Origin of the sequence: Holdemania sp. Marseille-P2844 (assembly GCF_900120005.1) — a bacterium.
GTDB lineage: Bacteria > Bacillota_I > Bacilli_A > Erysipelotrichales > Erysipelotrichaceae > Holdemania.
Map to the genome: position 1 here is coordinate 318,694 of NZ_LT635454.1, position 18,542 is coordinate 337,235.

The 18,542-nt window shown below is 47.4% G+C and carries 27 protein-coding genes; all 27 read left to right on the plus strand.

What is annotated here, in order from left to right; translation table 11 throughout:
• The first annotated feature begins 13 nt into the window (after window positions 1–13).
• The 27 genes from BQ7364_RS16295 (at window position 14) to BQ7364_RS16430 (ending at window position 18,515) form a co-directional block, all read left to right on the plus strand.
• The gene (locus BQ7364_RS16295; RefSeq protein WP_072685724.1) at window positions 14–1,639 is read left to right on the plus strand and encodes a DEAD/DEAH box helicase; all 1,626 of its coding nucleotides are present in this window, start codon (window positions 14–16) and stop codon (window positions 1,637–1,639) included.
• The gene (locus BQ7364_RS16300) at window positions 1,605–3,812 is read left to right on the plus strand and encodes an AAA family ATPase (RefSeq protein WP_072685725.1); all 2,208 of its coding nucleotides are present in this window, start codon (window positions 1,605–1,607) and stop codon (window positions 3,810–3,812) included. Before BQ7364_RS16295 ends, BQ7364_RS16300 begins: the two co-directional genes overlap by 35 nt.
• A 327-nt stretch (window positions 3,813–4,139) precedes the next feature.
• Entirely contained in the window at window positions 4,140–4,376 is a 237-nt protein-coding gene (locus BQ7364_RS16310) for a hypothetical protein (RefSeq protein WP_072685727.1), read from the plus strand.
• Between the two features lie 210 nt (window positions 4,377–4,586).
• Complete coding sequence (locus BQ7364_RS16320) at window positions 4,587–4,979, plus strand: RusA family crossover junction endodeoxyribonuclease (protein WP_072685729.1); 393 nt, start codon at window positions 4,587–4,589, stop codon at window positions 4,977–4,979.
• Window positions 4,976–5,137, plus strand: a complete 162-nt coding sequence (locus tag BQ7364_RS18095; protein WP_159432834.1) for a hypothetical protein — start codon at window positions 4,976–4,978, stop codon at window positions 5,135–5,137. The genes BQ7364_RS16320 and BQ7364_RS18095 overlap by 4 nt, the downstream gene beginning before the upstream one ends.
• Before the next feature lie 177 nt (window positions 5,138–5,314).
• Window positions 5,315–5,578 (plus strand): DNA adenine methylase, encoded by a 264-nt coding sequence (locus tag BQ7364_RS18635; protein ID WP_083538672.1) that lies wholly within the window; start codon window positions 5,315–5,317, stop codon window positions 5,576–5,578.
• 33 nt (window positions 5,579–5,611) lie between these two features.
• Entirely contained in the window at window positions 5,612–6,064 is a 453-nt protein-coding gene (locus BQ7364_RS16330) for a hypothetical protein (protein WP_072685730.1), read from the plus strand.
• Window positions 6,064–6,816 (plus strand): DNA-methyltransferase, encoded by a 753-nt coding sequence (locus BQ7364_RS16335; protein WP_072685731.1) that lies wholly within the window; start codon window positions 6,064–6,066, stop codon window positions 6,814–6,816. The genes BQ7364_RS16330 and BQ7364_RS16335 overlap by 1 nt, the downstream gene beginning before the upstream one ends.
• Window positions 6,817–6,828: 12 nt before the next feature.
• Window positions 6,829–7,023: a hypothetical protein gene (locus tag BQ7364_RS16340; RefSeq protein WP_072685732.1), complete on the plus strand. Its 195-nt coding sequence runs from the start codon at window positions 6,829–6,831 to the stop codon at window positions 7,021–7,023.
• Window positions 7,024–7,099: 76 nt separating this feature from the next.
• A complete protein-coding gene (locus tag BQ7364_RS16345; protein WP_072685733.1) occupies window positions 7,100–7,297 on the plus strand; it encodes a hypothetical protein in 198 nt (65 codons plus the stop codon).
• Between the two features lie 70 nt (window positions 7,298–7,367).
• The gene (locus tag BQ7364_RS16350) at window positions 7,368–7,868 is read left to right on the plus strand and encodes an HAD family hydrolase (protein WP_072685734.1); all 501 of its coding nucleotides are present in this window, start codon (window positions 7,368–7,370) and stop codon (window positions 7,866–7,868) included.
• Window positions 7,869–7,886: 18 nt separating this feature from the next.
• Window positions 7,887–8,318 (plus strand): RNA polymerase sigma factor, encoded by a 432-nt coding sequence (locus BQ7364_RS16355; RefSeq protein ID WP_072685735.1) that lies wholly within the window; start codon window positions 7,887–7,889, stop codon window positions 8,316–8,318.
• A gap of 468 nt (window positions 8,319–8,786) precedes the next feature.
• On the plus strand, window positions 8,787–9,224 hold the full coding sequence (locus BQ7364_RS16360; RefSeq protein ID WP_072685736.1) for a hypothetical protein: 438 nt from the start codon (window positions 8,787–8,789) through the stop codon (window positions 9,222–9,224).
• The gene (locus BQ7364_RS16365; RefSeq protein ID WP_072685737.1) at window positions 9,193–10,479 is read left to right on the plus strand and encodes a PBSX family phage terminase large subunit; all 1,287 of its coding nucleotides are present in this window, start codon (window positions 9,193–9,195) and stop codon (window positions 10,477–10,479) included. The genes BQ7364_RS16360 and BQ7364_RS16365 overlap by 32 nt, the downstream gene beginning before the upstream one ends.
• Before the next feature lie 9 nt (window positions 10,480–10,488).
• Window positions 10,489–11,904 carry a phage portal protein gene (locus BQ7364_RS16370; protein ID WP_072685738.1) on the plus strand — a complete coding sequence of 472 codons (1,416 nt, stop codon included), beginning with the start codon at window positions 10,489–10,491 and terminating at the stop codon, window positions 11,902–11,904.
• Entirely contained in the window at window positions 11,897–13,621 is a 1,725-nt protein-coding gene (locus BQ7364_RS16375; protein WP_072685739.1) for a minor capsid protein, read from the plus strand. The genes BQ7364_RS16370 and BQ7364_RS16375 overlap by 8 nt, the downstream gene beginning before the upstream one ends.
• Window positions 13,621–13,830, plus strand: coding sequence for a hypothetical protein (locus BQ7364_RS16380; RefSeq protein ID WP_072685740.1), 210 nt, complete (start codon window positions 13,621–13,623; stop codon window positions 13,828–13,830). Before BQ7364_RS16375 ends, BQ7364_RS16380 begins: the two co-directional genes overlap by 1 nt.
• A 65-nt stretch (window positions 13,831–13,895) precedes the next feature.
• On the plus strand, window positions 13,896–14,168 hold the full coding sequence (locus BQ7364_RS16385) for a hypothetical protein (protein WP_139248668.1): 273 nt from the start codon (window positions 13,896–13,898) through the stop codon (window positions 14,166–14,168).
• 159 nt (window positions 14,169–14,327) lie between these two features.
• The gene (locus tag BQ7364_RS16390) at window positions 14,328–15,008 is read left to right on the plus strand and encodes a DUF4355 domain-containing protein (RefSeq protein WP_159432835.1); all 681 of its coding nucleotides are present in this window, start codon (window positions 14,328–14,330) and stop codon (window positions 15,006–15,008) included.
• 15 nt (window positions 15,009–15,023) lie between these two features.
• Entirely contained in the window at window positions 15,024–15,872 is an 849-nt protein-coding gene (locus tag BQ7364_RS16395) for a phage major capsid protein (RefSeq protein ID WP_072685743.1), read from the plus strand.
• 20 nt (window positions 15,873–15,892) lie between these two features.
• Window positions 15,893–16,201 (plus strand): hypothetical protein, encoded by a 309-nt coding sequence (locus BQ7364_RS16400; protein WP_072685744.1) that lies wholly within the window; start codon window positions 15,893–15,895, stop codon window positions 16,199–16,201.
• Complete coding sequence (locus BQ7364_RS16405; protein WP_072685745.1) at window positions 16,198–16,524, plus strand: phage head-tail connector protein; 327 nt, start codon at window positions 16,198–16,200, stop codon at window positions 16,522–16,524. Before BQ7364_RS16400 ends, BQ7364_RS16405 begins: the two co-directional genes overlap by 4 nt.
• Window positions 16,490–16,813 carry a hypothetical protein gene (locus BQ7364_RS16410; RefSeq protein WP_072685746.1) on the plus strand — a complete coding sequence of 108 codons (324 nt, stop codon included), beginning with the start codon at window positions 16,490–16,492 and terminating at the stop codon, window positions 16,811–16,813. Before BQ7364_RS16405 ends, BQ7364_RS16410 begins: the two co-directional genes overlap by 35 nt.
• Entirely contained in the window at window positions 16,810–17,343 is a 534-nt protein-coding gene (locus BQ7364_RS16415) for an HK97-gp10 family putative phage morphogenesis protein (protein ID WP_072685747.1), read from the plus strand. Before BQ7364_RS16410 ends, BQ7364_RS16415 begins: the two co-directional genes overlap by 4 nt.
• Window positions 17,336–17,692, plus strand: coding sequence for an RNA-binding protein (locus tag BQ7364_RS16420; RefSeq protein ID WP_072685749.1), 357 nt, complete (start codon window positions 17,336–17,338; stop codon window positions 17,690–17,692). Before BQ7364_RS16415 ends, BQ7364_RS16420 begins: the two co-directional genes overlap by 8 nt.
• Before the next feature lie 15 nt (window positions 17,693–17,707).
• A complete protein-coding gene (locus tag BQ7364_RS16425; RefSeq protein ID WP_072685750.1) occupies window positions 17,708–18,121 on the plus strand; it encodes a phage tail tube protein in 414 nt (137 codons plus the stop codon).
• A gap of 13 nt (window positions 18,122–18,134) precedes the next feature.
• Window positions 18,135–18,515: a DUF6096 family protein gene (locus BQ7364_RS16430; protein ID WP_072685752.1), complete on the plus strand. Its 381-nt coding sequence runs from the start codon at window positions 18,135–18,137 to the stop codon at window positions 18,513–18,515.
• Window positions 18,516–18,542: the final 27 nt, after the last annotated feature.

An 18,542-nucleotide genomic window follows, 5' to 3' on the forward strand; every position in this document is an offset into this window, starting at 1 on the left:
AGGGTAACTGATTATGGAGTTACGTCCATATCAGGAAGCTGCCAAAACAGCCATATTTGAACAGTGGAACCAGGGGATAAAGAAAACACTCCTGGTCTTACCTACAGGCTGCGGTAAGACGATCGTCTTTGCCAAAGTCACGGAAGAGTGTGTCAGACAGGGCAAGCGGGTGCTTATCATGGCTCACCGCGGCGAGCTGCTGGATCAGGCTGCGGATAAAATCATGCAAGCAACCGGCCTGGGAAGCGCCGTAGAAAAGGCGGAGGAATCCTGCCTTGGCAGCTGGTATCGGATCGTTGTTGGGTCTGTGCAAAGCTTAACCCGGCCGCAACGCCTGGCAAAATTTAAACCGGACTATTTTGATACCATCATTATCGACGAGGCTCATCACTGCCTCTCAGATAGCTATCAGCGAGTCCTAGAGCACTTTTCAGACGCGGAGGTGCTTGGGGTTACAGCAACGCCGGATCGTGGTGATATGCGTAATCTGGGTCAATACTTCGAGTCGTTGGCTTATGAGTACACGCTGCCGCAGGCAATCAAAAGCGGTTACTTGGTGCCGATCAAGGCGATGACGATTCCGCTGCAGTTGGATCTGAGTGGCGTCGGTATACAATCCGGGGACTTTAAAGTGTCCGATCTTGGCACTGCGCTGGATCCATATCTTTATCAGATTGCCGATGAGATGCTCAAATACTGCAAAGATCGTAAGACTGTCGCATTTTTACCGCTTGTAAAAACCAGTCAAAAATTCTGCGAGATTCTCAATCAAAAAGGTTTTCGGGCCGCTGAAGTTAACGGCGAGAGTTCTGATCGCGCGCAGATCCTCGCTGATTATGATGCAGGCCGATATAACGTTTTATGCAACAGTATGTTACTGACAGAGGGATGGGATTGCCCTACGGTGGATTGTATCATCGTGTTGCGTCCGACCAAGGTGAGAAGTCTATACAGTCAGATGGTGGGCAGAGGCACGCGCCTCGCACAAGATAAGGCTGACTTGTTATTGCTGGACTTTCTTTGGCACACGGAACGGCACGAACTTTGCCACCCGGCATCACTGATCTGTGAGAATGACGAAGTCGCAAAGAAAATGACGGAGAATCTTGAAAAGGCTGCTGGATGCCCGGTTGACTTGGAAGAAGCAGAAGAACAAGCATCGTCTGATGTTGTAGCTGAGCGAGAACAGGCGTTAGCGGAACAGTTGAAGCAGATGAGAGCAAGAAAGAGAAAACTTGTGGATCCGCTGCAATTTGAAATGAGCATCCAAGCCGAGGACTTATCAAGCTATGTCCCGGCGTTTGGTTGGGAGTGTGCGCCAGCAACAAATAAGCAAAAAGAAGCACTTGAAAAACTCGGAATTATGCCGGATGAGATTGATAATGCCGGCAAAGCAACAATGCTGCTTGATCGGCTACATAAGCGGCAAACGGAAGGATTGACAACGCCGAAACAGATCCGATTTCTGGAAGGTAGAGGATTCAAAAATGTTGGAACCTGGCAGTTTGAAGCAGCAAGCAATATGATTAACCGGATCGCCGCTTGCGGATGGCATATCCCGCAAGGAGTAGATCCTAAGAATTATACACCGGAGGTAAGCAGTCATGATCGATTTGAAGGCAATTTTGGAATATATTGATCCATCCGACTGCAATTATCAGGAGTGGGTCAATGTCGGCATGGCACTTAAGCATGAGGGCTACACCGCGGCAGATTGGGACGCCTGGTCTGCCCGAGATGGTGGCCGGTATCATGCAGGCGAATGCTTTAAAAAATGGGCGACATTTGAGGGCACTGGCACGCCTGTAACTGGCGGGACGATTGTGCAGATGGCAAAGGATCGCGGCTGGTCTCCTGCTTTATCCTCTGATCCGGGCTATAGCTTGGATTGGGATAGCGTGATCCAACAGGACGATGTTGTTATTGTGGACAAAGGATGGGTAGAGGCTCGTGAGATTAAAGAGCCTGTCAGCTGGGATCCAGTCAAGGAACTCATTACATATCTGGAAACATTGTTTGAATCCGATGAAAATGTCGGATACGTTACGCGAAGTTTTGAGCGAGATGGAAAGTATTTACCAACCAAAGGCTGCTGGGATCGTAGTGCAGGACAGCTCATTGATGCGCTGCTCAAATGTAAAGGCGATATTGGAGCCGTGCTTGGTGATTACAACCCAGAGGTAGGAGCTTGGATTCGATTCAATCCGCTGGATGGCAAAGGTATTAAAAACGATAATGTTACAGATTACCGGTTTGCGCTTGTAGAGTCCGATAGCACGGACCTCGAAAAGCAAAACGCGATTATCCATGAGTTGGAGCTGCCGGTTGCTTGCCTGGTGTTTTCAGGCAAAAAGAGCGTCCATGCCATCGTCAGGGTGGACGCTGCTAACTACGATGAGTACCGCAAGCGTGTTGATTATCTTTATGCGGTCTGCAAAAAAAATGGTCTGGAGATAGACCAGCAGAATAAAAATCCATCCCGGCTGTCCCGGATGCCGGGCGTGATCCGCGCCGGGCGCAAGCAGTTCCTCATGGAAACCAATGTCGGCAAGGGTAGCTGGGACGAATGGCGGGAATGGATCGAGGCAGTCAACGATGATTTGCCGGATCCGGAACCGCTGGAAGCAGTTTGGGATAACTTGCCTGCGCTGGCTGCACCGTTGATTGACGGCGTCCTGCGTCAGGGGCATAAGATGTTGCTTGCCGGACCTTCAAAAGCCGGTAAGAGTTTTTCGCTCATTGAGCTGTGTATCGCGATCGCTGAGGGCTCTTCCTGGTTCGGGTGGCCATGCACTCGTGGGCGTGTTTTATATGTCAATCTGGAGCTCGATCGAGCCAGCTGCTTACACCGTTTCAAAGACGTTTACCAAGCGCTAGGGATTAAGCCGGAGCACCTCCAGAACATTGATATCTGGAATCTGCGAGGCCGCTCAGTGCCGATGGACAAGCTGGCTCCTAAGTTGATCCGAAGGGCAGCTAAAAAGGACTATATCGCCATTGTGATTGATCCAATTTACAAAGTCATTACAGGCGACGAAAATAGTGCCGACCAGATGGCCAACTTCTGCAATCAGTTTGACAAGGTGTGTACGGAGCTGGGAGTCGCGGTAATCTACTGCCATCACCATAGCAAGGGCAGCCAAGGTAACAAGCGCAGCATGGACCGTGCGTCCGGATCCGGAGTCTTTGCCCGGGATCCTGATGCTCTTCTGGATCTGATCGAGCTAGACCTGCCGGAGAGCCTGCAGAAGCAGCAGGACGATCAGATGGTCTGCCAGGTATGCAAAGACTACCTGCAGCGTGCCGGGCAGCTGTACAAAATATCCCAGGACGATCAGTGCAGCGCGTCACGGATGACGCAGACTTGCAGAGAGACGTTTGACGATCGGGAGTATCAACGGTTGTGTGATGACATTCTCGCAGCCAGGACGGCAATGCAAGGGCGCACGGCGTGGCGGATCGAGGGCACGCTCCGGGAGTTCCCCAAGTTCGCTCCAGTCAACCTCTGGTTTGATTATCCCGTGCATCATGTCGACAATATCGGTGTGTTAGCGGACGTAGAACCGGATGGCGATGTTCCGCTGTGGAAAAAGGCTGCAGAAAAGAGGAAGCCACCTGGAGATAAAAGAAAAGAACGAAAAGAAGCCATTGAAACAGCATACAGTGCATGCACAATCGACGGTGATGTGACTGTGGAGGCGATGGCTGAATATATGGGAGTGACTGAAAAAACAGTCAGAAATCGAATAAAAGAACACGGTGATTTTTGGGTTGACGAAGGCAAAGTGGGCAGAAAATCACAGGGAAAATAGGGAAAATTTCCCTCAATTTCCCTTTCCCTGAAAATCTTAGGGAAGGAAAAAAACATGACAATTTCCTTCCTTTCCCTAAGGGAAAGTAGGGAAAAAAACGAAAATTTCCTTTCCCTAGGGAAGGAAAAAAACATGTTATTTTCTTTCCTTTCCCGGGAAGGGAAAATCTATATATATAAATATATAAATTTCCGTTTCCCTGACGGTCAAAGGGGGAAAGTAAGGCGGGCTTAAGCACTGCCCGCCCTTACCTTCCTTCCCCTGTCCTTTGACAATAAAAAGTTTTCCTCAGCACATAACTCAATAGAATTTCAGTGAGACGAAACAATGAGAAAAGTAAAAAACAAAAAAGTTTTGGTAACTATGAATATGCCACCTTTGTATCACACAATTCCTGGAGAACGATTTGACATAAGAAAAAGCGAATGTATACAGTGGCTAATTCGTCGACCAGATATTTTGAATTATTTGTGGGATCAGATAAAACAATCTGGATATATCGTGTTTGACCCACAGACCGGTAAATGGCATGGCGTCGATTTCAGAAAAGAGGAGAATGAATGAAAGTGAATATTACACAACATCGACCAGGGCAAGGCGGCATCCTCTGCTTGCCGATGCTTAAAAATATCCCGACTGGGCGAGAAGGATGGAAAAAGACGACCTGCCCAATTTGTGGACGCGAATGTTGGATCACACCCGGGCACGTAGAAGCCATGTCAAAAGAGCCCGAGCTTAAAGCAGCATGTACGGAGTGTGCGCTGCGGAGTGGCAATGCTTGAGTTTTTTCTGCCGATGGTCCCGCCGACGGTGACCGCCCAGGAGCACAAGGTTACAGTGGCCAACGGTAAGCCACGATTTTACGATCCACCGAAGCTATCTGCAGCGCGTAGTAAGCTGACTGGGGCGCTTGCCTATCACCGACCGGATACGCCGCTCAGCGGGCCTCTGAGGCTTGTGGTCAAGTGGTGCTTCCCAGCGAGCAGGCATTTGGATGGCCAGTACAAGGATACTCGGCCGGACACTGACAATCTGCAGAAGCTGCTCAAGGACTGCATGACGGCTTGTGGGTACTGGCGTGATGATGCCCAGGTGGCCAGTGAGATCGCCGAGAAGTTCTGGGCAACGGTTCCGGGGATTTATATCAAAGTGGAGGAGTTATCATGAGTAAAACATTAGACGACGCCTACAAGGCGCTCAGCTGGATGGGGGCCAACATGCGGCCAGTCTGCATTAACGACATGGACACAGGATACAAGATGGAGCTAGCGGTTAAAGCCGCTTTGGATGAGCTAAAGGCAAGGGAGAAAAAAGATGAAATGTAGCGAATGTAAACACTGCAAATTTATGGAGTCCAACGGAAGCCCTAACCGGTATTACTGCACACATCCCATAGCAGCTCAGCTCGTTTGTGCAGGGGCAAGGATGATCTGCAGAACTGAGCGGGGATCAAGGGAGATCACGGTCAAAACGGCACCAAAGTGGTGCCCACTTAAAGAAAAATGAAACAGGTTTTAAAATATCCTGGAGCTAAAACTAGGCTGGCGCCCTGGATCTGCTCATATATCCCCGATCACAAGGTATATCTGGAGCCATTTTTCGGATCTGGCGCGGTGTTTTTTAACAAAGTTCCATGTCGAGTAGAGACTATCAACGACCTTAACGAAGAGGTCTACAACTATTTCAAAGTGCTGAGAGATTGGCCTGATGAACTGATCCGGTTGATTGAGCTTACAACTTACGGTCGCGCAGAGTACGTTACTTGAACAGCGTCGTGCAATAGAGAGGATGAAATACTGATGGCGTCATCCGCATATACGATAAAGCAAGAACAATATGAAAAAAATATCAAACTTGTTTACGAGTATGAAAGCGAAAGAAATATGAATCATACGGAATTTGCCAGAATCTGCGGAATTAACTATAACACATTTGCGCAAATTGCTTCTGGACGGTTCAGCGGAACAATTTTTACATGGAGAAAGATAAAAGCCGCAACAAACTTAAAAATCGAATATGATCAAAAGATATGCGATTGCCTGCCGCCAAAACTGAGCAAAAATGAAATATTTTTGACGGATTATGTTATTCCCCATATCGTGAAATTTGGGAATGTGTATATGAATCCGATGAGAGTGAAACAGTTAGGAGGCAAGAAAAAAACAATAGATGTGATGAAAGCATACGGGCTTAATTGCCAATTTAGAAACGAAAGTGAAGGGAAGGGATTTACCTTGGAGGTAGTCAAATAATGAAAATTGAATTATACAATGATCACTTTGAAAACGCCAAACGATACCAGATCCCACGGGCGCAGTTGATCATTGCGGATATACCGTACAATATCGGGATCAACGCTTACGGAAGCCGTTCTGATTGGTATATTGGCGGCGACAACAAAAATGGCGAAAGTGATAAGGCGGGAAAGGAATTCTTTGACACGGACAAGGATTTCAAAATTTATAACTTTTTCCAGTTCGGCACGCGGCTTCTCAGGCCGGAGCCGAAGGAAAGAGGAAAAGCGCCGTGTATGATCATCTTCTGCAGTTGGCAACAACTGAACGAGATCACAGACTATGCCAAACAATTTGGATTTAATCATACACAGCCGCTGTTCTTCATAAAAAAATCATCGTCGCAGGTATTAAAAGCAAATATGCGTATCTGTGGCGCAACAGAAACAGCGCTTGTCCTGTATCGTGACAAACTGCCTAAATTTAATAACGGTGGGAATATGATTCTGGATTGGTTTGAGTGGGATAAGTCAGGAAAATACCCGAAGATTCACCCAACACAAAAGCCAGTTCCAGTGCTAAAACGACTGATTGAAATCTACACGGATCCAGGCGATGTTGTGATTGATCCGGTGGCCGGTAGCGGAAGCACATTAAGAGCTTGCGCCGAGCTGAATCGGAATTGCTATGGGTTTGAGATCAAGAAAGAGTTTTACAGAGCAGCTAAAGAAAAGATGTTGTCGGATGTGCCTGTATGCTTGAATTTGTGAGGGAAATGAAAAATGATCAAATTTAAGAAATCAGAAAAAATTGCAGCAAAAGATCGAACAGTCTTTTGCGGATGGGAAAAGAAAGCGATCCAGCCATCGACGGCAATGAAAAGAATTGCAGAGAACAATGGAATCGATCCGGAATTGATAAACATTGACGAATTTGAAGAAATGGCAGCCAGTCTTGGGTATTGGAGGACGAGATGAAAAAGAAACTGAATCTCATCAGCAAAACGACGAACATCCGGAGTCCTAAAAAGGGCCAGAGGAAAGGAAGGTAAAGATGATTAAATTAACAGAAATCGAGAAAAAGATTATTAACGATATTGCTGACCCTTTATATACCGCTGAGTTTGTTGAGGAGTGGATCAACCGTGACGATAATGTGATTATTAATCCATTTGCTGCTTTGCAAGCTATGGGAGCAAAAGGATACCATCAAGCCGTTAAACGTATGGCGGCGCTTAGGGGGTCAAAATGATCCCCGTGATACTTGCTACCGCCTTTGTGGCGGTCGTTCTGTTGATCGATCGGATCGGGGGTGATCGCTGATGAGCAAGATAGTATCATTTGACTTTGATGGCACCCTGGCGGTGACCAAGTGGCCGGAGATTATCCGGCCAATCTATCCGATCGTTGAGTATGCCAAGCAATGCAAGGCCGCAGGTGATCAGATCATCCTCAACACGATGCGTGAGGGCGATCGGTTACAAGAGGCTGTTGATTGGTGTCTGGCACAAGGTATTGAGTTTGACGCTGTCAACGATAATGTCCTTTGCATGCAGGAGCTTTATAAAAATAATCCGCGTAAAATTTTTGCCGACGAATACATCGATGATCGCAATCTGGTGTTTGCTGGTGTTGGCAATGGGAGCCGACGTAATCTGGATAAGTATGTCGCAGAACTTTGTATCACGGTGGCGAGGAGCAACTCTTGTTACTTTGACCGCGAATGCGAATCTTGTGAATTGAATGGACTTTGTTGTGATGAGGATAAGCTGCTGGCGTTTATGATGCAGCCAGCGGATGAGAGCAATCGACAAACAGAGTAGCCAATAGGAGGGATAGCGGTGACGGATGAGCGGATCAAACGGACAAAGGATAAGCTGCGAGTGTACGGGTCATACTCCCGTGAGATTAGCAAGTTACGAGTATGGCTACTTGATCTTAGCACCTATCTTTGGCTGCATGAGGACTGGCCAGAGCAGGCAGCCAGAGAGATGCACATCAGAGGCTTAGATAACAAGCATCCACCAGGCCAGCAACTCTGCGTGCAAAAGGCAGCCATCGAGGCACAGCTGCAGCAGACGTTAACCGCAAGATCTGCTTTAGGCTTGGATGACTGGCTTGACAGCTTAAGCGTTGAGGATCGGCAGATCATCCGGTTGGTATATGAGGAGGGATACAGCTATCAGGCAGCTGCGCCTATGGTCAATATGTCAAAAACAGGTTTACAGTATCGTATCGATCAAATTTGTAAAAGTCCGTACGCGTACGGTTGACTTTTGTGGTACTATACGCGCGTAAGATGCCAGAAGGTATCTGAGCCGATAGTAGCATCCCCACGATACGGGATCGGCGCGAGATCGGTAATTATGGCCAGTGCACACGGATGGACGCATCCTATATGCTGCCAGCGCCAGAGCCTGTGATGAGATGCCTTTGCGCCGGGCACGGAGTAACGCTGGGCTCCCGAATGGGAGTAAGTCACAGGATTAAATTAAGACTAGCGGTGGATGAATTCTAAGTGAACCCATCTGCGGAAGCACTCAGCGATGGGTGCTTTTTCTTTGGTTTCCAGCCTTCCTTCCCCGGCTGGATGAGGCAGGCACCCCATCTTTTCTCCTTTCTACTTTCTGACCTCCCTTTTACACTTTATACTTTTAGCCTGCAAACTCACGGCCCCGCGTATCGCCTTGCGGGGTTTTAATTTACATTTAACGCATTGACATGAATCTGGAGGTGATAGGATGCGCGGAAAATACGAGACACATGTTAAACCTAAGCTGGATCTGATTGCCCAGTGGGCGCGTGATGGCGCGATTGAGCGAGACATTGCTAAAAAGCTCGGCGTGTCCGAGAGCACGTTCAGTGGGTATAAAAAAGAGCATGAAGAGTTGATGCAGACCCTTACAGTCAACAAAGAGGTCGCGGATGCCCGAGTCGAGAGCGCGCTGTATAAGAGGGCGATCGGGTTCGAGTACACGGAAACCAGTAAAGAGGATGGCCCCGATGGCGTAAAAACCAAAACAATGATCAAGCGGGTAGCACCTGACGTCACCGCGCAGATCTACTGGCTCAATAACCGCCGGCCGGATCGTTGGCGCAACAAGCAGGACATCAGCATTGAGGGGGCATCCAAAGTGGAGATCATCAATGACATCCCAAAGCATACCGACCCGGATTAAACTGACGGAGCTGATCGCCCCGTCTTTTTATGATCTGTACTGGGATATTACAGATCACCGGCACACTCACTACAAGCTGGCCGGCGGCCGTGGATCCACCAAGTCGTCGTTTATCAGCATCATGATCGTGCTGGGCATGATGTCCAACCCAGACGCTAATGCGATGGTGCTGCGTAAGGTCGGCCGATATCTTGAGGAGTCCGTTTTCGAGCAGCTGCTGTGGGCGATTGATAAACTCGGTGTCGATCATCTCTGGCGGCCTAAATATTCGCCGCTTGGTTTGACGTATCTGCCAACCGGCCAGCGCATTGTTTTTCGTGGCGCGGATGAGCCGAAAAAGATTAAGTCCGTCAAGCTGCAGCATGGCTACTTCGCGTACACCTGGTACGAAGAACGGGATGAGTTTGATGGTGACGAGGAGGAACGCACGATCAACCAGTCCCTGATGCGCGGCGGCGATCGGTACTGGATCTTCTACAGCTGGAACCCGCCAAAGAGCATCAATAACTGGGTCAACCAAGACGTGCTGCTGCCGCGAGCGGATACGATCGTGCATCACAGTGACTACCGATCGGTACCGCGCGAGTGGCTGGGTCCACAGTTTTACATTGAGGCCGAGGAGCTTAAGCGCAACAAGCCGATGGCTTACCGGCATGAGTACCTCGGCGAGGCTACCGGTACAGGCGGACAGGTATTTGACAATGTCACGATCCGGGAGATCGCCGCGGATGAGCTGGCGGTCTTTGACAAGATCCATCACGGCTTAGACTTTGGCTTTGCGGCAGATCCGCTGGCTTACGTTAAAAACCACTTCGATAAGACGCGCCGACGTCTTTTTATTTTCGGCGAGTTGTATCAGGTTGGGCTGTCCAATGCCAAGGCAGTCCAGCAGATCAAGCTGCTCAATCCGCTCAATCAGTTAGTTGTCGCGGACAGTGAGGATCCACGGACAATCAACGAGTTTAGGGAGCTCGGTCTGCGGATCATCGGCGCTAAAAAAGGTCCCGGATCCGTTGACCACGGGATTAAGTGGCTGCAGGATCTCAACGAGATCATTATCGATCCGCGTTATTGCCCCAATACAGCCCGGGAGTTCAGCAGCTATGAGCTGGAGCGAGACAAAAACGGCAACTTCAAGGGATCATATCCCGATAAAAACAACCACAGCATTGACGCCACCAGGTACAGCCTGGAGGATCAGATGACAATGAGCAAAGCGAAAGCCCGCCGGAAATCCCGGTATGGCATTGTGTGAGGTGAGAGCATGAGGAAAATGAAATATATCGGTGCATTCGATGAGCAGAATTTGGATAAGTCCAGAATCCTGCAGCTGATCAATGCGCATCGAAGTACGGAAGGCGTGCGGATCCATCGGAATCTGGATTATTACGACGGAAGTCACGCCATCCTTCGGCGAAAAAAGAAAAATGAAGCCGCAAGCAACAATCGATTAGTATGCAACCACGCAAAGGATATCGCCGATACGGCCACCAGTTACTTTTTAGCGGCACCGATCACTTACAGCACCAGTGATAAGGCAATGGATATTGACCGGCTTACCGACTACTTCGATATGGCGGACGTGGATGAAACCGATCACGACAATGCCCTTGATATGTCCCGGACAGGTGTAGCGTATGAATACATCTATGCTGCACAGGATGAGGCGCGTCCTTTAATCAAAAATCTTGAGCCGCAGCACACATTTTTGGTCTATGACGATACGATTGAAGAAAATGTACTGTTTGGCGTTTACTACTATTGGATCGTGGACGCAGCGACAAAGCAGGAAATTTACAAAGCGGTCGTGGCTACAAAGCGTTTTATCCACACGATCGACATTATCAATGATTCTGCTGCCGCTCAAACTGCTCAGGGCAATCCAGAACCGCATCGGTTTAATGACGTACCGATCGTTGAGTATCGGAACAACAAAGATGGAATCGGTGATTATGAGCAGCAGATCAGCCTGATCGACGCGTACAACACGCTGATGTCAGATCGCGTCAATGACAAGGAACAATTTTTAGAAGCAATCCTAGTCCTTATCGGAGCGCTGCTGGGCGATGATGAAAAGGAAACAGGCGAGGCTGCAAAGCAGATCAAAGATCTGGGTATACTGGAGCTGCCCTCAGGCGCCAGCGCGGAATACATCACACGAACCTTTGATGAATCCTCGGTCGAGGTGCTAAAAAAGGCGATCAAGGATGACATTTACACTTTTTCTCATGTGCCATGCCTGACTGATGAGAACTTTGTCGGCAACAGTTCTGGCGTGGCCATGGAGTATAAGCTGCTTGGTCTGGAGATGATTACCAAGACCAAAGAGCGATATTACACCAAAGGGCTAAAGCAGCGGATGCGCTTGATCTGTAATTATCTCGGCTTGAAAAATATCGCACTGAATCCGGCGGCGATCATACCCGAGTTTAAGCGCGGGCTACCAAAAAATATGCTGGAGCTGTCACAGATGATTGCGAATCTGTCTGGTGCGGTGAGCCAGAAAACTTTGATCAGTCAGCTGGACTTTGTTGAGGATCCGGACGCAGAAGTGGAAGCAGTAAAGAAGGAAAGTCAGGAAAAGCTGAAACAGCAACAGCAGGCTTTTGGAAACTATGCAGAAGGCGATCCTGACGATCAGACAGAGCCACAGAAGTACGAAAAAGAGCTGAATGAGTAATCCTGACTACTGGCAAGAACGTGCCGAGAAACGCATCCACAGAGCTCACAAGAACAGCGACAAGACGATCAAAGAGATCACAGCAGCCTATCAACAGGCAATTGATGATATTAACAGCGATATTGAAAAAATCTTTTACCGCTATGCAGGCAAGAACGATCTGTCCTCCGCGGAGGCGAAAGATATCTTAAACCAGAGAATCAGTGAGAATGAATGGAATAAGATTAAGCTGCAGATCAGTTCAATCAAGGATCCAGCCATAAAAAAGCAGCTGCGGGCGAAGCTGGAGGCTTCCGCTTATGGTGCGAGAATTGACCGGCTGGAAGCGTTGAAACAAGACATCTACATCAAGACTAAGCAAGTCGCTGATGTAGAGCTGCAGAAGTCTACCGAGCTGTATAGAAAAACAGTTGAAGACAATTATTTGCACAATGTCTTCGACTTCCAGCAGGGGACAGGATACGCCTATGAATTTGCGTCAATGTCACCGGAACACGTTGAGGAAATCCTGAAAAACAACTGGAGCGGGAAGCATTACTCAAAAAGCGTCTGGGACAATACCGATGTTCTTGCGGAGAAGCTGCAGCAAACACTGACCGCAGGCTTGATGTCAGGCAAAAGCTACAAACGCATGGCAGCGGAGCTGACAGAACTGACTAGCTATGGTCAGTATGCTGCAGAGCGTCTGATCAGGACGGAAACGGCCTATTTAATCGAAGAATCGGACAAAGCGGCAGCGATTGACCGCGGAACGAAAGTCAGAATTTTCAGAGCAACCTTAGATTTGAAGACGTCTAAGATTTGTCAAGAACATGATGGAGATCGGGTGCCGATTGAAAAATCAGTACCTGGAAAGAACGTACCACCGCTTCATCCACACTGTCGGTCGTGGATGGAAGAAGAAATTGAAGGCTATGAGCATCGGATTCGAGCAGCAAAGGATCCAGTCACTGGAGAACGAATTACTGTTCCGGCAGATATGACATACACTGATTGGAAAGAGAACTATTCACAATTAAGCGAAGATGATGATGTTCTTACAAAGTTTAAAAGAAAAGTCAAGAGTAGTATTTCACAGGTCATATCGGGAAAAGAAGTCATTTCATATTCTGAAGTTCCTGAAAACATTCGTAAACCTTTTGAAGCTCAGCTGAAAAGGGCAGATCCCTATGTGAGAAAAATTTTAACAAACTATTATTCACAAGTAGACTATCGTGTTGGAACTGAAAAAAGTAGAAATATCAGTGTACTCAACGTTGTTGACTTAGCAAAAAATGTTGTTCCAGGATCGATTGCGCATGAATTATTTCATGTTATCGATCGTGATAGAGCGGTAACACAGATATTCAATTTTAATTCAGCACTTAGAAAAGACTTTGATGTATTGAAACGGTGTGCGGATCAGAGTAAAATGGGTTTGAAAGAATATCTTTATGCTAAGTATCCGGATGCGTTTGAAAACAGCAAAACAATGGGTGAAAGATATAGAGGAATATCAGATATTCTGTCGGGCTTAACAAAAGGAAATGTAAAATTTGGCTACGGTCACAGCAAAGATTACTGGAAATTAAGTGAAGATCGTTTAAGCATGGAAGCCTGGGCTCAATTCGGAAGAATTGGATATGAGAATGATGAAGAAGTTATCCAAATGTTAAAAGATATTTTTCCCCAATTTGCAAAGGAAGCGCTTGAAACTTTGAAGGGATTGATTACTTAATGGGTGAATGGAATGGAAAAAAAACAAAATATCTTGATAAAATATCACATGAGCATTGTGATTTGTTTGGTATGTTTCCTGATGGAAATTTTCAATTTGATCCTAATTTTTTAGATTATGATCTGTATGTTGAACTGATTGAGCTGGCAATTAAATATAAGATTCCCGCTTGGGATATTTTAGGTGATGAATATTTGCGCGATACATAACACTGAAAGAAAGAAGTTGTCAGCATAGTCACTCGATCTACAGTAAAGGAAGGATGGAAAAAGTTATGAAAACAGTTAAAGCTCTACTTAATCTATTTGAAGAATTGTTTGCAGGAAGAATCTCTTGCTTGGCTTTTTCTTATGACTTTCCTAATTTGATGCTTGATCTCAAGGATGATTCAATACAGAAAACACTCGACGATATGCCTGAATTGTGTGCGTTCTATTCACCCTACAAAGATTCAAATTATGATGATGAAGAGATATTGAATGACGAGGAGTTTTTGAAAAAGATCAAGCCTATATACCACAAATTAAAAATGCAAATGAAAGATTAAAGCGGGTTAAATGCAAGCCTGCTTTTTTCATGCCCTGGACATGGCATAAAACTGTCTTTTTATTATGGCTGCACACTGCCCGGGCACGAACTGGGCGGGGTAATGCAATAAATAGGACTGCCTTGGCATAGACTCGGCGGGACGGAAAGGACGATGCATATGAATTTATTTTTGAAGCGACTACCACTCAACATCCAGCTGTTTGCGGAGGGGGACGGCGGTAATGCCGGAGGTACTGAAGGATCAGCTGGCACAGAAGGAAGTCAAGGCGCTGGGGGAACTACAGGAAGCCTTGACGATGTTTTGAAGGCGTTTAAGCCGGAGGAAGTCTTGAACCATCCTTCATTTAAGTCGGTTCTGGACAGCCGGATCGGATCAGCGACCAGTACCGCCCTGGCGAATGCCAGAGCACGCTGGGAAGCGGAACAGAATGAAAATCTGAGTGAAGCTGAGAAGCTGGCCAAGATGACCAAAGAAGAACGGGAACGGTATCAATTCAAAAAAGATCAGGAAAAGTTTGCAGCTGAACGATCTAAGTTTGAACATGAAAAGCTGATTGTTGAAGCCGCAAAAGAACTGACAGGAAAAGGAATTGATGCCGCACTTGCGAGCTTTGTCGTTGGCAAAGACGCGGATGAAACAAAAAAGAACCTGGAAGCCTTTGAAAAATCCTACAACGCTGCGGTAGAAGCTGCAGTTAACGAGAAGCTGAAAGGTGGAGTGCCACCGAAGAAAGCCCCATCCAACACAACAACTTATACTGATGATCAGTTACGGAATATGACACCGGAACAGATCAATGCCAATTGGGACGCTGTTGTTGCGTCCATGAAAAAATAGGAGGAGTGAACAATTATGTCTATTCAGAATTTTATCCCTACCATTTGGAGCGCTCGTTTGCTGAACCATCTGGACAAAAGCCATGTTTATTTAAACCTGCTCAATCGCGATTATGAAGGTGAAATCAAAAACTTCGGCGACACCGTTAAGATTAACCAGGTCGGTGACGTGTCGATTAAGGACTACACCAAAGGTACAGATATTGATGCGCCGGAAGATATCACCGGTGAACAGCAGGAGCTGAAGATCGACCAGGCGAAGTATTTTAACTTTGCGGTGGATGATGTCGATAATGCACAAACCAATCCGAAGTTGATGGATAAAGCGATGCAGCGTGCAGCCTATGCGATGAACGATGTTGTTGACGCTTTTGCGGCGAACCTGCTGGCGATCAATGTTCATGCTGACAACGCGATCGGAACCAACGAAGCGCCGATCGTACCGACCAAAGCCGATGCTTATGATTACCTGGTCGATCTGAACACGAAGCTGACAGAAGCCAACGTCGCCAAAATGGGGCGCTGGGTTGTCATTCCAGCCTTTTACCACGGCCTGCTGCTGAAGGATGACCGCTTTGTCGGCAATGGCACGGACTACAACCAGGCAATCCTGGAAGGCGGCGAGGTTGGTAAGGCTGCTGGTTTCACGGTTTATGTATCGAACAACGTGCCGCACACCGAAGGAACGAAGTACAAGGTTATTGCGGGTACCACAGAAGCGGGCTCTTATGCGGAACAGATCTTGAACACGGAAGCCTACCGCCCAGAGAAGCGCTTTTCGGATGCCGTTAAGGGTCTGCATACTTATGGCGCGAAGGTGCTGCAGAGCAAGTGCATCGCCGTCTTAACTTGCAATAAAGCGTAAGCAGAGAGAGGAGAGTTACTATGGCTTTTATCTACAACTTAAAAACCAAGCTGCTGCATGAGTGTACCAATGCCGATGTAGCAAAATATTGTAAAAACAGACCGGATGAATACCTAGTTTCCGAGGATAAGGAAAAGCTGACGCAGGTGCTGATGCTGAACAATGCACTGGAAAGTACAGAACCTGCCAAGCAGGAAAAGAAGAAGTCACCTTCGCAGATGAATCTTGAAGAGCTGAAAGCCTGGGCAGCTGAGCTGCAGCTGGAAATCCCGGAATCCCTGACCAAGGCTGAGATCCTCGCGCTGATCAGAGAAAAGCAAGGCGCATGAAAACCCCTGCAGAAGTAATCACTGCTCTAACCGGCTGTAAAAATGCTGATCTGATTGCGATTGTCTTGGAAGCTGCAGAACAGACGATCTTGAGCCTGACCAACCGCACGAAGCTGATCCCTCCGTTAGAAGCTGCACGTCGGGATCTGGCGGTTGTGATGATCAACCGACTGGGAACGGAAGGCGAATCCAGCCGCAGCGAGGGCGGCATCAGCGTTAGTTTTGAGGAAATGCCGAAGGCAATCCAGACAGCGATTGAAACCTATAGATTAGCGAGGGTGGGCGGTCATGCGTTTGAGGCAGTGCCGAATCAAGACGTATAGCCTTAAACGGCACGTCACGGCTCAAAACGAGGAAGGCAATACTTACTCGACCTGGGGAAGTCCTGTTGAAATTGATGCTGAAATCTGGCCTGCTGGCGGACAGCTGCAGGCGCAGGTCTATGGTCAGGAGCTGCAGTATATGTTGAACATGCTGTATCAAGGCGAACAGGAGATCAAAGAAACGGATGGAATTTGTGTTTTTGTTGCTGCAGATCAGGATCCTGACTACCAGGTGATATCACAGCAGCGATACGCTAGCCATCAGCTTTTTGTGCTCAAAAAGCGATGAGTGATCTTGTTGGTTTGAAAAAGCTGTTGGATCAGTTGGATGCCGTGTCTGAAAACGCCCAGGACGTCCTGTTAAAATCCATGAAAAAGGCTGCAGGTTTTGTTCGGGATGATGCCCGTTTACGGGTGCCGTTTAAAACGGGGGATCTGCGCAGGAGGATTCACAGTCGTACAACCAAGACAGAAACTGGTGTCCGGTCAGTTGTGTCTGTGAGTTCTGAATATGGCGCTTATGTCGAGTTTGGTACGGGTCCTCGGGGTGAAGAAAATCACGAGGGAATCTCACCAGAGCTGAATCCACACTACTCGCAAACAGGCTGGATGATCCCGGCCAGCGCTATGTCTGAAAAAGACGCAGAGGATTATGGTCTGGGGATTGCTAAAAAGGACGGTAAGGTCATTGGTTATTATACCAAGGGTATGCCAGCCCGTCCTTTTATGTATCCTGCACTTAAAGACAACGAGGATCAGATCAATAAAAACATAGCGAAGGATCTCAAAAAAGCGATCAAGGAGGCAGCGAATGATTGATGTCAAAAAGATTATCTTCGAGGAATTAAAGAAGATCTCAGAGAACATAACGGATACATATCCGGATGATTGGAAGAAGTTTCCCTGCATTCAGTTTTTAGAAGAAGAAAATATCCCGCAGGAGATTACCGACGACACAGAGCGCATGTCGTATATTCGCTATAAAGTGGATATATGGGATAAAGTCAGCACAACGGCGGCAGCCCTGCAGGTCAATGCGGTATTTGCCGGATTAGGACTGAATCGATCATCCAGCGTGGATGTACCGGAGCAGTCTTATTTAAAGCACAAAATGATGCGTTTTGAGGGTGTTGTGGATCACGATACCCTGATTGTTTATCAGAAATAGAAAGGGGCGAAGTGAATGCTTGCCAATGGAATTAAGTTAGGCTACAAAGAAACAGCGGAAGCCGCAGATTTTACTGATTTGACTGGATTGAAGGAAGTGCCAGAACTTGGATCAGACCCTGAAAAAGTGGATAACACCGATTTAGCTGCTGATGTAAAGCAGTACGAAATGGGAATCGGTGATGCCGGGGATATGGAGTATAAGTTCAAGTATGTGAATACGGCTAATTCCTCTTATCGAAAACTGCGGACTGCTGCAGATAGTAAGAAGGTTTATCCTTTCCAGCAGACGATGCCGGACGGAACTAAGTATCAGTTTGATGCGCAGGTCAACGTCAAAGTTGGAGGCGGTGGCGTGAATGCCGCGATTGAATTTACAGCGTCGATGGCGCTGCAGAGTAAGATCACAGTTGTGGATCCGACGGAATAGGAGATGAAAAATAATGAATGAAACAAAAAGAAAGCCCTTTGCGGTCTGGACTGTTGGAGAAACCGACTACAGGCTTAAACTGGACACAGCCACGATCGCAGAACTAGAAACAAAGTTTAAATGCAATTTGTTGACCCTGCTGGAAAGCAGCGGCAGTATGCCGGCTTTGTCAGTCATGCTGACGATCATCCATGGGGCGATGAAAAAATTCAATCATGGCGTTACCTATAAAGAGGTTCAGAGTTTGTTTGATCAGTATTTGGATGAGGGCGGTTCTCAGGTAGCGTTTCTGTCAGATATTGTACTGCCGGTTTATCAGGTGTCCGGTTTTTTCTCGGAAGCTCAGACGGAAGTCATGGACAGCCAGATGGCGGAGGTTCGCGAGAATATCTAACTGTTACTGACTATCTGAATGAGCTTT

Coding starts and splice junctions, on each gene's coding strand:
- BQ7364_RS16405 (WP_072685745.1), top strand. CDS start 16,198: ATGAAAACCCCTGCAGAAGTAATCACTGCTCTAACCGGCTGTAAAAAT.
- BQ7364_RS16350 (WP_072685734.1), top strand. CDS start 7,368: ATGAGCAAGATAGTATCATTTGACTTTGATGGCACCCTGGCGGTGACC.
- BQ7364_RS16340 (WP_072685732.1), top strand. CDS start 6,829: ATGATCAAATTTAAGAAATCAGAAAAAATTGCAGCAAAAGATCGAACA.
- BQ7364_RS16300 (WP_072685725.1), top strand. CDS start 1,605: ATGATCGATTTGAAGGCAATTTTGGAATATATTGATCCATCCGACTGC.
- BQ7364_RS16390 (WP_159432835.1), top strand. CDS start 14,328: ATGAATTTATTTTTGAAGCGACTACCACTCAACATCCAGCTGTTTGCG.
- BQ7364_RS16420 (WP_072685749.1), top strand. CDS start 17,336: ATGATTGATGTCAAAAAGATTATCTTCGAGGAATTAAAGAAGATCTCA.
- BQ7364_RS16310 (WP_072685727.1), top strand. CDS start 4,140: ATGAGAAAAGTAAAAAACAAAAAAGTTTTGGTAACTATGAATATGCCA.
- BQ7364_RS16360 (WP_072685736.1), top strand. CDS start 8,787: ATGCGCGGAAAATACGAGACACATGTTAAACCTAAGCTGGATCTGATT.
- BQ7364_RS16400 (WP_072685744.1), top strand. CDS start 15,893: ATGGCTTTTATCTACAACTTAAAAACCAAGCTGCTGCATGAGTGTACC.
- BQ7364_RS16430 (WP_072685752.1), top strand. CDS start 18,135: ATGAATGAAACAAAAAGAAAGCCCTTTGCGGTCTGGACTGTTGGAGAA.
- BQ7364_RS16395 (WP_072685743.1), top strand. CDS start 15,024: ATGTCTATTCAGAATTTTATCCCTACCATTTGGAGCGCTCGTTTGCTG.
- BQ7364_RS16415 (WP_072685747.1), top strand. CDS start 16,810: ATGAGTGATCTTGTTGGTTTGAAAAAGCTGTTGGATCAGTTGGATGCC.
- BQ7364_RS16320 (WP_072685729.1), top strand. CDS start 4,587: ATGCTTGAGTTTTTTCTGCCGATGGTCCCGCCGACGGTGACCGCCCAG.
- BQ7364_RS16345 (WP_072685733.1), top strand. CDS start 7,100: ATGATTAAATTAACAGAAATCGAGAAAAAGATTATTAACGATATTGCT.
- BQ7364_RS18095 (WP_159432834.1), top strand. CDS start 4,976: ATGAGTAAAACATTAGACGACGCCTACAAGGCGCTCAGCTGGATGGGG.
- BQ7364_RS16375 (WP_072685739.1), top strand. CDS start 11,897: ATGAGTAATCCTGACTACTGGCAAGAACGTGCCGAGAAACGCATCCAC.
- BQ7364_RS16385 (WP_139248668.1), top strand. CDS start 13,896: ATGAAAACAGTTAAAGCTCTACTTAATCTATTTGAAGAATTGTTTGCA.
- BQ7364_RS18635 (WP_083538672.1), top strand. CDS start 5,315: ATGAAACAGGTTTTAAAATATCCTGGAGCTAAAACTAGGCTGGCGCCC.
- BQ7364_RS16330 (WP_072685730.1), top strand. CDS start 5,612: ATGGCGTCATCCGCATATACGATAAAGCAAGAACAATATGAAAAAAAT.
- BQ7364_RS16365 (WP_072685737.1), top strand. CDS start 9,193: ATGACATCCCAAAGCATACCGACCCGGATTAAACTGACGGAGCTGATC.
- BQ7364_RS16370 (WP_072685738.1), top strand. CDS start 10,489: ATGAGGAAAATGAAATATATCGGTGCATTCGATGAGCAGAATTTGGAT.
- BQ7364_RS16295 (WP_072685724.1), top strand. CDS start 14: ATGGAGTTACGTCCATATCAGGAAGCTGCCAAAACAGCCATATTTGAA.
- BQ7364_RS16410 (WP_072685746.1), top strand. CDS start 16,490: ATGCGTTTGAGGCAGTGCCGAATCAAGACGTATAGCCTTAAACGGCAC.
- BQ7364_RS16335 (WP_072685731.1), top strand. CDS start 6,064: ATGAAAATTGAATTATACAATGATCACTTTGAAAACGCCAAACGATAC.
- BQ7364_RS16380 (WP_072685740.1), top strand. CDS start 13,621: ATGGGTGAATGGAATGGAAAAAAAACAAAATATCTTGATAAAATATCA.
- BQ7364_RS16425 (WP_072685750.1), top strand. CDS start 17,708: ATGCTTGCCAATGGAATTAAGTTAGGCTACAAAGAAACAGCGGAAGCC.